Annotated in this window: 14 protein-coding genes and 1 pseudogene; 5 read left to right on the top strand and 10 right to left on the bottom strand. The window is 68.7% G+C overall.

The genetic code is table 11. The annotated features are described in order from the left end of the window. Positions 1 to 17 precede the first annotated feature (17 nt). From crcB (AOK11_RS03340) to crcB (AOK11_RS03330), 3 genes are read left to right on the top strand one after another with little or no spacing between them, the layout of a single operon-like run. Positions 18 to 434 carry a fluoride efflux transporter CrcB gene (gene crcB / locus AOK11_RS03340; protein WP_063793406.1) on the top strand — a complete coding sequence of 139 codons (417 nt, stop codon included), beginning with the start codon at positions 18 to 20 and terminating at the stop codon, positions 432 to 434. Continuing rightward, a complete protein-coding gene (locus AOK11_RS03335; RefSeq protein WP_055592112.1) occupies positions 434 to 781 on the top strand; it encodes a DUF190 domain-containing protein in 348 nt (115 codons plus the stop codon). Before crcB (AOK11_RS03340) ends, AOK11_RS03335 begins: the two co-directional genes overlap by 1 nt. Continuing rightward, the gene (gene crcB / locus AOK11_RS03330) at positions 778 to 1,152 is read left to right on the top strand and encodes a fluoride efflux transporter CrcB (RefSeq protein WP_055592111.1); all 375 of its coding nucleotides are present in this window, start codon (positions 778 to 780) and stop codon (positions 1,150 to 1,152) included. Before AOK11_RS03335 ends, crcB (AOK11_RS03330) begins: the two co-directional genes overlap by 4 nt. Positions 1,153 to 1,162: 10 nt before the next feature. Here the strand turns inward: crcB (AOK11_RS03330) and AOK11_RS03325 are convergent, their stop codons facing one another. From AOK11_RS03325 to AOK11_RS46615, 5 genes and pseudogenes are all read right to left on the bottom strand, one after another. Further along, positions 1,163 to 1,405 carry a DUF190 domain-containing protein gene (locus AOK11_RS03325; protein WP_055592110.1) on the bottom strand — a complete coding sequence of 81 codons (243 nt, stop codon included), beginning with the start codon at positions 1,403 to 1,405 and terminating at the stop codon, positions 1,163 to 1,165. Positions 1,406 to 1,443: 38 nt separating this feature from the next. After that, positions 1,444 to 1,732, bottom strand: a pseudogene (locus AOK11_RS46620) (transposase); the annotation flags it as partial. A 192-nt stretch (positions 1,733 to 1,924) separates the two neighbouring features. After that, complete coding sequence (gene fmdA / locus AOK11_RS03320) at positions 1,925 to 3,172, bottom strand: formamidase (protein ID WP_055592109.1); 1,248 nt, start codon at positions 3,170 to 3,172, stop codon at positions 1,925 to 1,927. 159 nt (positions 3,173 to 3,331) lie between these two features. Further along, on the bottom strand, positions 3,332 to 3,985 hold the full coding sequence (locus AOK11_RS03315) for an AmiS/UreI family transporter (RefSeq protein ID WP_055592108.1): 654 nt from the start codon (positions 3,983 to 3,985) through the stop codon (positions 3,332 to 3,334). Between the two features lie 175 nt (positions 3,986 to 4,160). Beyond that, entirely contained in the window at positions 4,161 to 4,439 is a 279-nt protein-coding gene (locus tag AOK11_RS46615; protein ID WP_079034607.1) for an FmdB family zinc ribbon protein, read from the bottom strand. A 388-nt stretch (positions 4,440 to 4,827) separates the two neighbouring features. Between AOK11_RS46615 and AOK11_RS03310 the strand changes: the two genes are divergently transcribed. After that, the gene (locus AOK11_RS03310) at positions 4,828 to 5,985 is read left to right on the top strand and encodes an NAD-dependent formate dehydrogenase (RefSeq protein ID WP_055592107.1); all 1,158 of its coding nucleotides are present in this window, start codon (positions 4,828 to 4,830) and stop codon (positions 5,983 to 5,985) included. A gap of 85 nt (positions 5,986 to 6,070) precedes the next feature. On the opposite strand, the gene AOK11_RS03305 is transcribed toward AOK11_RS03310, so the two are convergent. Then, a complete protein-coding gene (locus AOK11_RS03305; RefSeq protein ID WP_206188766.1) occupies positions 6,071 to 6,499 on the bottom strand; it encodes a hypothetical protein in 429 nt (142 codons plus the stop codon). 1,156 nt (positions 6,500 to 7,655) lie between these two features. On the opposite strand from AOK11_RS03305, the gene AOK11_RS03295 reads away from it, so the two are divergent. After that, the gene (locus tag AOK11_RS03295) at positions 7,656 to 7,964 is read left to right on the top strand and encodes a hypothetical protein (protein ID WP_338058910.1); all 309 of its coding nucleotides are present in this window, start codon (positions 7,656 to 7,658) and stop codon (positions 7,962 to 7,964) included. A gap of 38 nt (positions 7,965 to 8,002) precedes the next feature. On the opposite strand, the gene AOK11_RS44465 is transcribed toward AOK11_RS03295, so the two are convergent. The 4 genes from AOK11_RS44465 to AOK11_RS03275 form a co-directional block, all read right to left on the bottom strand. Further along, positions 8,003 to 8,278, bottom strand: coding sequence for a hypothetical protein (locus tag AOK11_RS44465; protein ID WP_055592104.1), 276 nt, complete (start codon positions 8,276 to 8,278; stop codon positions 8,003 to 8,005). Between the two features lie 513 nt (positions 8,279 to 8,791). Beyond that, a complete protein-coding gene (locus AOK11_RS03285; protein WP_055592103.1) occupies positions 8,792 to 10,534 on the bottom strand; it encodes a VanW family protein in 1,743 nt (580 codons plus the stop codon). Between the two features lie 477 nt (positions 10,535 to 11,011). Continuing rightward, positions 11,012 to 11,431, bottom strand: coding sequence for an ATP-binding protein (locus AOK11_RS03280; protein ID WP_157869276.1), 420 nt, complete (start codon positions 11,429 to 11,431; stop codon positions 11,012 to 11,014). A 250-nt stretch (positions 11,432 to 11,681) separates the two neighbouring features. After that, entirely contained in the window at positions 11,682 to 12,827 is a 1,146-nt protein-coding gene (locus tag AOK11_RS03275; RefSeq protein ID WP_055592101.1) for a hypothetical protein, read from the bottom strand. Positions 12,828 to 13,137 lie beyond the last annotated feature (310 nt).

Below are 13,137 nucleotides of genomic sequence, written 5' to 3'. Positions count from 1 at the left end.
CAGCCGAGGAGGCGCGGTTGCGGGGTGAAGCGCGGCGGCGGGAGTGGGCGGTGCTTTCCGTGATCGCCGTCGGTGGGGCGGTGGGGGCGGGCGCCCGCTACGAGGCGGGGCAGCTGTGGCCCACGGACAGCAGCGCGTTCCCGTGGACGACATTGGGGGTCAATGCGGTCGGCTGTCTGATCATCGGGGTGTTTCTGGTGGCGGTCACCGAGGTGTGGTCGGCGCGCCCTCTGTTGCGGCCGTTCTTCGGCACGGGGGTGCTGGGCGGATTCACCACCTTCTCCACGTACTGCGCCGACATCGAACGTCTGGTCGCCCAGGAGCGGGCCGGTATTGCGCTGGCCTACCTGGCGGGAACCGTCATGACCGCGATGGCCGCGGTGACGATCGGCGTGGCGGCCGCGCGCCGCGCCCTGGTCGGGAGGAGACAGTGATGGAGCTCATGGGTCGCGCACTGCGCATGACGGTCTTCGTGGACGACACCGACACCTGGCATCACAGGCCGCTGTACACGGAGATCGTGCACCGTGCTCACAAGGCCGGGCTGGCGGGGGCGTCGGTCTTCCGTGGGGTGGAGGGATTCGGGGCGTCCTCGATCGTGCACACCACCCGGTTGCTGTCGATGGCGGACGACCTGCCGACCGCGGTTGTCATCGTGGACGAGGAGGACCGGATCCGTGCCTTCCTGCCGCAGCTGGACGAGTTGGCCATCGAGGGGCTGGTGACCCTGGAGGAGGTCCAGGTGGTGCACTACGTGGGGCGGGAGGGCGTGAGCCGATGAGGTTGCTGCTGGTGCTGCTCGGCGGCGCGATCGGGGCCCCGCTGCGGTATCTGACCGACCGGGCGGTCCAGGCGCGTCACGACACGGTCTTCCCGTGGGGCACCTTCGCCGCCAACGTCACCGGCTCGATGATTCTCGGCGCGCTGACGGGGGCGGCGCTGTCCGGTGCCGCGTCGAAGGACATGCAGTTGTTCTTGGGGACCGGGCTGTGCGGGGCGCTGACCACGTACTCGACGTTCTCCTATGAAACGCTGAGCCTGGCCGCGGCCGGCGCGAGGTTCCTGGCGTTCGCCAACGTGGCGGCCTCGGTCATCGCGGGGCTCGGAGCGGTGTTCATCGGCTTGGCCGTGGCCAAGGCGGTCTTCGGATAGGCCCCGGCCCTCACGTCCGGATACCGCCTGGGCGACTGACTCCGCTCCCGTAGCGCCGCCGGTTCGGACGGCGTCCGCGCGCCTGGCCGACGCGGGCCGCCTCGACCTCTTCGACGATCGCCGGGCTTTCGGCGACCAGGTCTTTCACCGTGGGCAGGAAGCGCCGGATGCGTTCCTCTTCGTCGACGACGACGATCGCCGGTGGGAGTCCTGCTTGCCCGACAGCAGCCGGGAAACACGGATCACCGTGCATGCCCCGACGCTCTCCACTCCGCGGAAGACCGACGCCCCGACCAGTACGGCCGGCTTGATCATCTGTTGCATCGTCCACGTCAGGCGCGCCCGCACATGTGCCGAGTCCCACGGGCTGGAGATGATGAAGTGGGCCAGGGCCCGCCGGTTGCTGTCCTCACCCAGCCGCGCGCCATCGGTTCCACCGACTTGCGCCGCCTCTCCAGTAGCAGCCCCGCAGGTACACCGCTCCCCATCGGCGCTGATCCGCCCGCGCGAACGGCTCGAACATCTCCGCTGCGAAGTCGTCCGGATCACACCGGACCGCGGCCGGCTCCCCACCCGTCACACCCGGTTGACAACACACCCGATCAAACGGACATGCCACCGGTGAGTGAACCTGACCAAGCGACCAGGCTTGTCCGGACGATCGTGTGACTGTCCCACTGCCGGGCCGGGCCGGGCCCGGCCTCCGGGCGGCTTGTGCCGATCGGAGGCAGGGCCCGGTGGTGCCGGATCCCGGTCAGGGGATCGGTCGGCCTCAGGTGGTCACCGCGCACTGACCGCGGTCTGCGGCCTTCGGTCCCTCCGCAGAGGGATGGACATCGAAGTCGAAGATCCCGGTCGGGAGGTAGAGGGAGCAGCAGGCGTTGGGGATGTCGACGATCCCGCTGATACGTCCCTCGATAGGGGCCGCACCGAGGAGCAAGTAGGCCTGCTCTCCGGTGTAACCGAACCTCTTCAGGTACTCGACGGCGTTGAGGCAGGCGCGGCGATAGGCGACCGTCGCGTCCAGGTAGTAGTTGGTGTCGGTGTCGTGGTCCACGGAGATCCCGATGAAGGAGATGAACTCCGAGTACCGCGGCTCGACGTTGCCCGGCATGAAGATGGGGTTGGTGGTGACACCGTACTTCTCCATGCCACCCTTGATCAGATCGACGTGGAAGTCGATGTAGCCGCCCATTTCGATGGCACCGCAGAAGGTGATCTCACCGTCTCCCTGGCTGAAGTGAAGATCACCGCCTGACAGCTTGGCGTCCGCAACATAGACCGGGTAGAAGACGCGGGATCCACGAGTGAAGTTCTTGATGTCGTGGTTGCCGCCGTTCTCCCGTGCGGGAACGGTACGGGCCCCTTCCTGGGCGATACGTTCGGCATCCGATCCGGTCGCCTGGCCGACAAGGGCCTGATCGGGGTCGGGCGTGAGTCCCAATGGCGGGATCCGGTCGGGGTCGGTGTCGACCAGGGCCTGCTCACGCCTGTTCCACCGCTGCAGCAGCTCCTCGGACGGCGCGGTGCCGAAGAGACCCGGGTGGGTGATGCCGGTGAAGCGGACACCGGGAAGGTGCCTGGAGGTCGCCACCTGCCCATGGAAGTCCCATATCGCCTTGTAGGCATCGGGGAAGTAGTCCGTCAAGAAGCCTCCACCGTTGGCCTTGGCGAAGACGCCGGTGTATCCCCAGGCTTCACCCGGTGCGTTTCCGACCTGCTGCGGTACCGGTCCGAGATCCAGGATGTCCACGACGAGCAGGTCGCCCGGCTCCGCGCCTTCGACGCCTATCGGCCCGCTGAGCATGTGGCAGCGCATCAGGTCGACGTCGCGGACGTCGTTGGCGGAGTCGTTGTTGCCGATCTGCGCGTCGGTCCATTCGCGGCATTCGACGCGGAACTCGTCCCCCGGGCGGACCATCGCGGCGACCGGAACATCCGGATGCCACCTGTTGTGTCCAGGTACGGCCTGGTCGTGCATCGACCGGGATTGGTCGACGCTGAAGATTACGTCAGGCATGTGAACTCCGTGAGCTGTTCTGTACGGGTGAGCGGGTGCGGCGTGTGGCTCGGAGTGCTCTGACCGCCCCTCACGCCGCTTCTGCCGTCTTCGTTTCTCGCGTTTCAACCACCTCCCGGCGCTCCCATCGAGGAGTCGGCGGCGAGCATCGGCAGGTCGCTAGCCGGGGCTGCCGGCCGGATAGCCCGGGGCGCTGTACTCCTCCGCGGGCCTGCCGGGCCGTTTCCGGCGAAGTGCGATCCACAGCGTGGCGAAGGTCAGGACGCCGAACGCGCCCAGCGCGATCGCCGTTTCAAAGAAGTTCTCGGCGACCCAGTAACCGGACAGCAGCAGGAATGCCGGTATGACGCCGGTCACCCAGCCTTCGATCGCTGTCACCCAGCCGACATAGGACGTCAAGGTCTCCATTTTCAGTCCCAGGAGCAGGAAGAAAAGGAACCAGAGGAACGCCCAGTAGAGCCATATCACTCCGAACGGCTGATCGCCGAACAGCCGGAAGTTGACGAAGGAATAACCCAGCGCCACGATGGACACGAACAGTGAGTAATATCCCACGCCTGTCGTGTCGAGCCCCATGAGTAGTCCGATTCCTACATACAGGTAGGTGAAACCGAAGAGGAAGATGCCCGATGCGAGCACGATTTGGCGGGGGTCCTGATTCGCGGCGATGATGAGATATGTGGGTGTGAGGACCTGAAGTCCGCCCACGAACAGGTTGAATACGGCGGCTGCTCGGCTGTCGACCTTTCCCAGCAGCATCAACCCGTTCAGGAAGAGCACCGCGCCTACGAAGAGAAGTCCGACGTTGGCCAAGGGGGACACCTCCCGAGATTTCGCTCCGCGAGCGATGGGCCCGCCGGGCGGTCATGCGACCGAGATGCTGTTGTGCGCAACCCGTGCCTCTGGCGAGGCGGCAGGGATCGAGACCGCCCCACGCCCTCTTCTCCGAGGGGACGTTGCACTGATTCCGCCGGTCCGCGACTTCCCCTCAGGGCCGGGGGAGCCGGGCGAGGGCCGGATGGGCCGGCCTCGATGCAGCCCGCTCGGGAGGTACCCGCGTGACCACCGCGGGATTTTCCCGAGACTTTTCCTCCTGCTCGCGCAGGCCCGCGACGGCAGGCGGGGTGAACGCGGTCGCGGGGGACGAGTACACACGTCGAGCCGTATGCGAGCACTGCGGGCAAACGTGCGCGGTCGGCGCTGTGCCGATCGGCAGCTTGACGTCGAACGATCCGCAGCGGTTGCAGGAATACTCATACGTCGCCATGAGTCGTCTCCGCCCCGCCGCGCTTCCGGCCTCAGGCCGTGGCGCGGTTCTGGTCGAGCCAATGGACACCGGAGTAGCATCGCCTCTTATTCAAGGCAACGCCTGTGACGACGGCGTGTCAAGACAAGGTGCAGACGCCCCCGGGGCCGCCCTGCGCCGCCGTGCCGAATGAGCGGTTATGACGCGGCGGGCCCCACCGGGGGGGCAAGGACGTGACACCCGCACCGCAGGCCGCTCGGTCGGGGATTGGCGGGCGCGCTGATCAGCGTGTTCGGGACCGTTTGTTGTGCGGCAGCCCGGTCACTCGGTACTGGACAGCAAGGCCGGCCGGAGCGAATGCGCGGCTACCGGACCACGCCTGTGCGCCGGCCTTCGTAGGAGTACGGACATGGCAAAGATTCTCACGGTGCTTTATCCGGATCCCGTTGACGGCTACCCGCCCAGGTATGCCCGAGATGAGATCCCCGTCATCAGCGGCTATCCCGGAGGGCAGACGGCGCCCACCCCCCGGAGTATCGGCTTCAGGCCGGGTGAGCTGGTCGGCTGCGTCTCCGGTGAACTCGGTCTGCGTTCGTTCTTGGAGGAACAGGGCCACACCTTGGTCGTCACCTCCGACAAGGAGGGGCCCGACTCCGTGCTGGAACGGGAACTCCCCGACGCCGAGGTGGTGATCTCGCAGCCGTTCTGGCCCGCCTATCTCACCCCTGACCGGATCCGGCGCGCACCGCACTTGAAGCTGTCGATCACAGCCGGGATCGGTTCGGACCACGTGGACCTGCCGAGCGCCATCGAGCACGACGTCACCGTTGCGGAGGTCACCTACAGCAACAGCATCAGCGTGTCGGAGCACGCGGTCATGCAGATCCTCGCTCTCGTCCACAACTATCTGCCCGCCCACGAGTGGGTCACCGCCCGCCAAGGGTGGAACGTGGCCGACAGCGTCTCGCGGAACTACGACCTGGAGGGCATGGACGTCGGCGTTTTCGGTGCCGGACGGATCGGCATGGCGGTGCTCCGTCGGCTGAAGCCGTTCGATGTGAAGCTGCACTACAACGACGTGCACAGGGTGCCACCAAACCTCGAGCAGGAGCTGGGGCTGACCTGGCATGCGGACGCCCGCTCCCTGGCGGCCGCCGTCGACGTGCTCTCCATCCACGCGCCGCTGCACGCGCAGACGGTGAACCTCTTCGACGACGAGATGCTCGCGACCATGAAGCGAGGGGCGTACCTCGTCAACACGGCCCGCGCGCTGATCGTCGACCGGGACGCCGTGGTACGCGCTCTGGAACGAGGCCATCTGGCGGGTTACGCCGGTGACGTCTGGTACCCCGAGCCGCCGGAAGAGGACCACCCGTGGCGCGGCATGCCGCACGAGGGCATGACACCGCACGTGTCCGGTTCGACGCTCTCCGCGCAGGCCAGGTATGCGGCAGGCGTCCGGGAAATCCTGGAGTGCTGGTTCGACAACCGCCCGATCCGTCAGGAGTACCTCATCGTGGAGGGCGGCAGGCTTGCCGGGACCGGGGCCCGCTCGTACACCGTCTGACACACACGGTAGGAGTCGGCGGAGCCGTCACCGCCCGTGCACAGAAGGCCCGGGACGGGACGCTCCGCTCTCCGTGGTCTCCGTGTCAGGGCGCCCCCGCGATCGCGCAGGCGCGGCACGGGGGCCGGCCGCAGGTGCACTGCAGGATGGCGTCCAGCACCTCATAGTCGTGGTAGAGGCACTTGTCCCGGCAGGTGTGGCGCGGGACGAAGCCCGCCTGGAGCTCGTCCGGCCAGGGCTCCTCGCCCTCCCGGCAGCGCACGAACCGCTCGGGATCCGTGGAGTGCAGCCGGTGCATGCTCTCCCGTGCCTCGCCCTCCAGGTCGTGCGTTTGAGCAACCATTGCCTTGAGCTGGTCGGCGAGACCGGAGAACCTGGCGTCGCCCGTTCTCACATGGGCTGCGCCCAGCGCCATGACAGCGTTGCCCAGGAACCGACGAGCGTCCTGGAGATCGGTCACGTGATGCAGTTGGATGCCCGTCACGCTTCTGACCCACACGGCGTCTTCACTCACTTGTCCACCTTCCGGGGCCACTCGCCCACTGGTAGTGCCGGCGCGGAAGTACGTCGTACCTTCCTCATGCGCCCTGAAGTCCGGTCCGGGCGGCTGCCCGCAAGGCCACTGGTGAACGTCCTGCTCCAGACCCGGTCCGCCGCACCGCGGAAAAGGCCCATAAGGGACGCATGCTCTCAAGAAAGCTAATTCTGCGGTGCGAGCCAGTCCAGCCCTGTATCAGTGAACCGCCTCACAAACGCTGCACCTCTGCTTCCCGGCAGTGGCGAGGTGTCGGGAGATGAGGCGGCGTGCCGACCGGGTCCACTCCGGGCATCGAAGGCGGGGGCAGACGGGGGGCTTCTCCATGTCTTTACGCCCTCACGGAGCGTGGCGACCAGCACGCCGATGTGGTGCCGGGTGGGCCGGAGGAGAGTCTGCGTGCGGGTCGTTCCGCGGGCGCGGCATCGGCCTGCGCAGATACAGCTCATCAGCGGGCCGGGGCGCGGAGTACGAGGGCTCACCGATCGGCGCGGAAGGCCGTGAGCCACGACATGGCCCTGGTCGGCCAGGACGGCAGCCGGCCCGCCGCTGAACCGGATCTTGAATCCAGCGGCTCGTCCCTTGCCGAAGATGCCGGTCGGACGTCATGCCTACTTCGTGGTCAGCGGGCCCGTCACCCTGCAGACGATGGCTTGTCGGCTGGCTAGTGCGGGCTCGTGCCTGGTTCGCTACATCAGCGTGAGGTCGGAAAGCGCTCACCGGATCGAGCGACTTGAGCTGTTCCCGCAAGGAGAGATCGCGCTGACTGATGCGAGGGCAGACGGCCTTCTGGGCTTCACAAGCTGCCTCGGCCTGGGGGTCCTTACGGACGGTGCCTTCCGGGTGAACCTTTGGGACGGGACGCCGAGGTGAACGGCCACCGGTGTTCGTCCGTACCCCACTGAGGACGTCAACCCGCCGGTACGGGCGGAACCAACCGAGACGGAGAAGGCACGTGCCCCAGCCACAGCCCCGAGAACGCGCCGGCACCGCCCCATTTGCCGCTTCCTGGGGGCGTGCTGCCGCACTGGCCGGAGTGCTGGCTCTCCTGCCCTTGACCGCCGCCTGCAGCGCAGGCGGAGAGACGGAAGCCGACAACAAGCCGTCAAAGGCTTCAGCGTCGGCCGCAGCGGTTGTGGCCCCGGCGAGGATCGAGGTCATCGCCAACCTGACGGGCTGCAAGGCGAACATCCGCGTCGAGGCCGAGGAACTGCGTGAGGGGACATGCCGCACCGAGCAGGGTGACTACCTCATCACGACCTTCCCGGGGGAGAAGTACAAGCAGACCTGGTTGGAGACCGCCAGGGTGTACGGCGGCACGTACCTCGTCGGCAGCCGTTGGGTCGTCAGCGCCGAACCGAAGATGCTCGAGCCGCTGCGGAAGAAGATCGGTGGAAATATCCAGCGGCTCCAGGGCTTCGGTCCTACGCCGAGTCCGTCGTAGCGGCGAACGCGGCCTCGCCGCCGCACCCGCGTAGGTCCTTACCTGATCTCCATCGTCTTCGAGACGGTGACCTGGTCGATGGCGGAGACCCGCACGGTGGCCTTCATCGTCCAGGTTCCGGCGATCAGGAGGGTGAGCGTGCCGGTGCCCCGGTAGCCGCTCCGGTCGGCGAGCTTGGCGTCGAGCGGGCCGATGCGCTGCTCGGACAGGGTGAAGGACAGGCGCAACTGGTCGAGCTGCGTGGTGGTGGCCATCCCGGGCAGGAGGGAGCCGTCCTTCGCCTCGTGCGTCGAACCGTGGCCCAGCCACGTCATGGACGCCTGGCCGGAGGTCTTGTTCAGCCCCGCCTTCCCGCCGGCCCAGCACCATGCCGCGCTGCGTGGCCTGGGTGCCGATGATGTCGTAGGCGAGGGTGCGGACCTCCTGGTCGCCGGTGCGGTCACGAACGATGAACGACATCTCCACCGCCTGCTGATGGTGCGCCGACATGTCCGGGAAGAACCCGGCCTCCGAGGACGCCGTGCCGGGCGTCGAGGCATTCGCCGTACCCTCCGTGGTTCGCCACCACAGGGCGAGGGCGGCGACGACCAGGAGCACGACGCCCCCGGCGACCAGGGCAGGCGTACGGCGGACGGCCGAGCTGTAGCCCGCGGCTTCGTGGGCTTCCATGGACCGACTGGGCGAGTGCGACGATGCGGCGATCCGGCGATGCGGCCGCGGGTGCACTTGCCACGGCATGTCGTGACCATGCCGCTGTTCGACATCGTCTGCCGGGACACTCCGTATCCTTTGCGGCTTGTCTCTGTGGCTCTGACGGGGTCGCGTCCTCAGGGCTGACGCTTGCTCGGTGTCTTTTCGCAGGTGATCTCGTCACGCGGGGTGTAGTGCGTGCGGAACGGCTCCCGCTTCACTTCCCGGCCGCCGTCGTGGAAGACCCGCTCCACGGTGACGTCGAAGCCCTCGAGCGGGGTCTGCGGCACGCACTTCTCAGCGGTGCTCACCTTCTTGGCCGGCTGCTGCACATTGGTGCGCGGCCCCTTGACCGACGTGACCTCGTCGTACTTCTTCGTGCCGAGGAAGGTGATGGTCACCGAGGTGTCGGTGGACTCGGCCTGGATGTAGACGGCCTTGCCGGAATCGTTGGTGAACCTCAGGTCCAGGCTGCCCCAGGCGACCGTCGCCTCACGGCCCTCCGGGTAGCGCTCGATGTAGAAGGAGTGGGCGCCGTACTCGACGGGCTTGACCCCGGCGAAGAACATCGCGTTGAAGACCGTGGTGGCCACGGCGGAGACACCGCCGCCGGGCGCCTTGATGTACTGGTCGTCGAAGATCATGATGCCGTCGACGAAGCCGTTGGCCTGGGTGCGCTCGCCGACGGTCCGGTTGAAGCTCCAGGTCTCGTTCGGCATGACGACGGAGCCGTTGATGAGTTCCACGGCCCGGCCGACGTTCGTCGTGCGGTAGGCGGCCGGTTCGAAGTCGACGGTGAAGGAGGACATCTTCTCGGTCAGCCCCAGGCGCGCCGCGCTCTCGCGGGTGATCTCCGGCTGGATCTGCCGCGTGTCCACCTCGCCGGTGCGGGCGGTGCCCGACTTGGTGAGCAGGGGCAGGACGGCCTTGCCCAGGGCCTTGTCGGTGACCTCCACGCCGGGCCTGGCGTCGGCGGCCACCACGACCCTGCCGCCCTCGAGCCCCAGCCGGGCGTTCCGGGGCGTGGTGGGAAGGCCGTTCAGGACGCCTGCCACCGTGGGCGCGGCGCGCAGGCCCTTGCTGTCGAGTTTCGCCGTGAGTCTGCCGGTGTCGTCCGGCCGCATGGTCAGGTACTCGCCCAGCACGGCCGGGGTGATCGTGAACCGCTCGCCGCCCGCGGTGAGCGTGACCGGTGCCGACATCGCCGGCTGCGCGAACTCGCGCACCGCCCGCCGTACCTCTTCCGCCGTGACCTTCGACCCGGTCTCGCGTGCGGGCAGCACCGTGACCGAGTCCACCGTGCCATGCAGGAAGGGGGTGCGCAGGGCGCCGATCGCGGCGTCCACGTCCAGCGCGTACCCGGTGCGCGGGGCTATCTGCTCGACCCGGCCGCCGGCGAAGGAGACGGCACCGTCGCGGACCTTCTGGTCGAGTGTCTTCGCCAGCTTCCCGAGGGCGGCACGGGCCTTGTCCTCATCGACCCGCACGACCGGCTCGATCTCACCGCCCGAGCGGAACAGCCCGCCGATCACGCTGACCGGATCGGCGCCGGTGGACGCCGCCCGGTCAAGGGTTTCCCGGACGTCGAAGGTGAGCCCCGCCTGCCGCGGATCAACCGCGCCCTCGCGGTCGCCGACCTTCACGGCCAGCTTCCGCGGGCCGGCCGCCGCCAGGTGCCGCTCCAGTTTCCGGGTGGCTTCCTCATGGGTCAGGCCCCCGACGTCCACGCCGCGCACCGTTGTACCCGCCTCGATCTCACCGCCGGTGAGCAGTAGTCCGGCGAGATACAGACCGCCGATGCCGACGGTCAGCGCACCGCCCGCCAGGGCGGCGGACGGGAGAGAGGCCATCCGGGAGGCGGAGGTTATCCGGGGGTGCATGGGTCTCCTGAACGATCGATGTGACGCGCCCCCGATGTCACGACATTGTGTGCGGGAACAGTCGGCCAGGTTACGCACAACCGGGCATCAAAGGGTATGTCCCAGGTCGCGTCGGGCGTTGTGGATCAGCGGCCTGATCGACGAGCGGAACGGCCCCCGGAATGCTCAGCCGCCCGGCCCTCCGCCCGCGGACGGGCGACCATTCCGGGCCGGCTCTGCCCTGCCCCGGCCCACCGATTCTGGCCGGGGGGCGGCGGGGTGGCGCTTACCGTGTCGCGCGGGTGGGCGCTTCACGCACGCGGGGCGTCCCCGCTGGGAGCGGTGCCGGCGGAGTGTCAGGAGGCGTGCTTGACGAGCAGAGGTAGGTCGTGGGCGAAGTCGTCGGTGGTGGTGCCGCCGGTGTGGACGACGTGGGCCTTGTCCTCGCCGGCAGTCCGGTGGACGTGGTGTCTTCAGGGGGCGTTCCGCGCCACCGGATCAGTCCGGAGCGATCTGCGCCCAGTGGATGCATCCGTGCCGGTCGCGGCGCCGGGAGATGCCCCACCGGGAGGCGAGGGAGGCCACGATCAGGCGTCCTCGGCCGTGTTCGTCGGGGTCGCGGTCGGTGTCGGCGGGGGAGCGGGTGGGGCCCCCGTCGATGACCTCCACGCGGACCGCGGGCTGTTCGGTGTCGCGGATGAGCCGCCAGGTGACGCGGACGCCGGGCCGGGCGTGAGAGAGCGCATTGCCGACCAGTTCGGCGACGACGGCCTCGGTGCGGCAGGTGTACTCGTCGTCGAAACCCCAGTCGTGCAGGAGCCGGCGGGTGAGCCGTCGGGCGCGGGCGGGGGCGTCAGCAGTGCAGGGCAGCGACCAGGTGAGGGAGCGGGCCGGCGAGAGCGTCATGGCAGTGGTCATGGGAAGGGCCTTTCGCGAGGAGCGCCTCCCGCCGCAGCGGGAGGAACGGACGACCCGGGATGTTTGTTCAATATTCAACATACTCGGCTGGTGGGGGTGATGGCACTCGTGGAATGTGGTGTGCCCCACGTGGCGTGTGCTCGAAAAGGTGCTTGACGGGTCGGGCCGACAGTGGGCCGGACGGTGTCCGGCCCACCGCCGCACCGAACCGGTCCACCGGCCGGCCCGGCAGGACGGGCGGGCCGGCCGGTCAGAAGCGGGGGAACCGGGTGGTGAGCGCGCTCTTCGTCATCGGCGTCACTGGTGTCATCGGTTCTGATGTCCCGGCGCGGTCCAGGTCGGACAGGAGCCGTTTCGCGTCGGTGACCAGCGATCCGTAGATGTGCCAGGCTCCGGGTTCGGTCAGGGCGCCGTGTGTCACGAGTTCGGTCATGCTGTCATGCCAGCTCTGAGCCTGGTCGAGCGCGGTGCGCAGCCGTTTGCCGGCCTCGGTGTGCTCCGGATCGGCTGTCCGGTTCACTTCGGCGAAGTCCTCCACGGCCTGTCCGGCCAGCTCGAGCGTCCGGGCGTACTGGTCGGTGAACAGCTGCCCCAGGCGGAAGTCGTCCCGGGACGCGTCCACGGTATCGGTCAGGGTCCGGGCGATCCCTCGCACCTGCAGTGATATCCCGTGCAGGACGAGGAGCGCGTGGCCGCCGGTTCCGGGCCGCCGGGGCCCGTGCACGGAGCAGCGGAGGTTCCAGCGCAGGCTGTCCTCGGCCAGCCGCACCTGGTCCTGCGCCTCGGCGATCTCCTCCTCGAGCCGGCGCGCTCTCGACAGCCAGACCCGTGCGTGGCTGGTCCGCTGCTGCTTGCGCAGGCCGCGGCCCATGTCGCACAGCAGCATGCCGGTGGCCCGGGCCAGCCGGCGCACCGCGGTCCGGGAGTCGGATACATGCACGGGGGGCAGGATCAGGGCGTGGACGGCCGTGCCCACGATGGCACCGGTCACGGTGGCCAGCGCCAGGAGGGCGAGGTCGCGCACCGGCACCGCCGCCGCGGCCGTCAGCGTGAGCAGCGCGGTCGAGGCGACCTGGAGACGGTCGTCGAAGGCGCGGCGTCCGCGGGCCGCCAGGATGATGGCCAGGACCGCCATGATGCTCCCGGCGGTGGGGCCCAGCCACCAGGCGGTGGCGACGGCCAGAGTCACCCCGGCCACCTGGATCGCCACCCGGCGCGCGGCTTCGATCATCGAGTGGTGCACCGTCGAGGTGTTGACCACGAGCAAGGCCGTGGCGACGGCCAGGAACTGGGGCCGTCCCTGCCCCCACGGGGCGGTCGCCTGCCAGGCGAGCAGCGCGGCGGTCAGATTCTTGCCGCCATGGGACAGGATGTACCCGCCCTGGCGGGTGGCCACGGATCTGACCAGGCGTGCCAGCGCCGGCCACCCGGGAGGTGGGGCAGGCGACCTCTCTTCCGAACTAGTTGAATGTTGCACAAAATGAAGAATGCCATTTTCTGCCGGGTTTGACCAGCAGCGCCCCCGCAGTCCGGCGGGGGTGGTTCGCGTTGGTTGCGGCCGGCCTGCCGAGCACGGCGCCCCGAGAGGCGGAGGGGCAGGCGTGGCCGGGGCGCGATTCCACCGTGATCGGAGTGGCTCGTGCTCGTGTCGCCTTTCCGCGGGCCTCAAGGCGGCCGGGCCGGCTGCCTTCCGCATGCGGGGTCGG

Origin of the sequence: Streptomyces hirsutus, assembly GCF_001418415.1 — a bacterium.
GTDB lineage: Bacteria > Actinomycetota > Actinomycetes > Streptomycetales > Streptomycetaceae > Streptomyces > Streptomyces hirsutus.
This window is presented reverse-complemented; position numbering and strand designations above follow the sequence as displayed.

Coding starts and splice junctions, on each gene's coding strand:
- AOK11_RS03335 (WP_055592112.1), top strand. CDS start 434: ATGGAGCTCATGGGTCGCGCACTGCGCATGACGGTCTTCGTGGACGAC.
- crcB (WP_055592111.1), top strand. CDS start 778: ATGAGGTTGCTGCTGGTGCTGCTCGGCGGCGCGATCGGGGCCCCGCTG.
- AOK11_RS03325 (WP_055592110.1), bottom strand. CDS start 1,405: ATGCACGGTGATCCGTGTTTCCCGGCTGCTGTCGGGCAAGCAGGACTC.
- fmdA (WP_055592109.1), bottom strand. CDS start 3,172: ATGCCTGACGTAATCTTCAGCGTCGACCAATCCCGGTCGATGCACGAC.
- AOK11_RS46615 (WP_079034607.1), bottom strand. CDS start 4,439: ATGGCGACGTATGAGTATTCCTGCAACCGCTGCGGATCGTTCGACGTC.
- AOK11_RS03310 (WP_055592107.1), top strand. CDS start 4,828: ATGGCAAAGATTCTCACGGTGCTTTATCCGGATCCCGTTGACGGCTAC.
- AOK11_RS44465 (WP_055592104.1), bottom strand. CDS start 8,278: ATGACGTGGCTGGGCCACGGTTCGACGCACGAGGCGAAGGACGGCTCC.
- AOK11_RS03285 (WP_055592103.1), bottom strand. CDS start 10,534: ATGCACCCCCGGATAACCTCCGCCTCCCGGATGGCCTCTCTCCCGTCC.
- AOK11_RS03280 (WP_157869276.1), bottom strand. CDS start 11,431: ATGACCACTGCCATGACGCTCTCGCCGGCCCGCTCCCTCACCTGGTCG.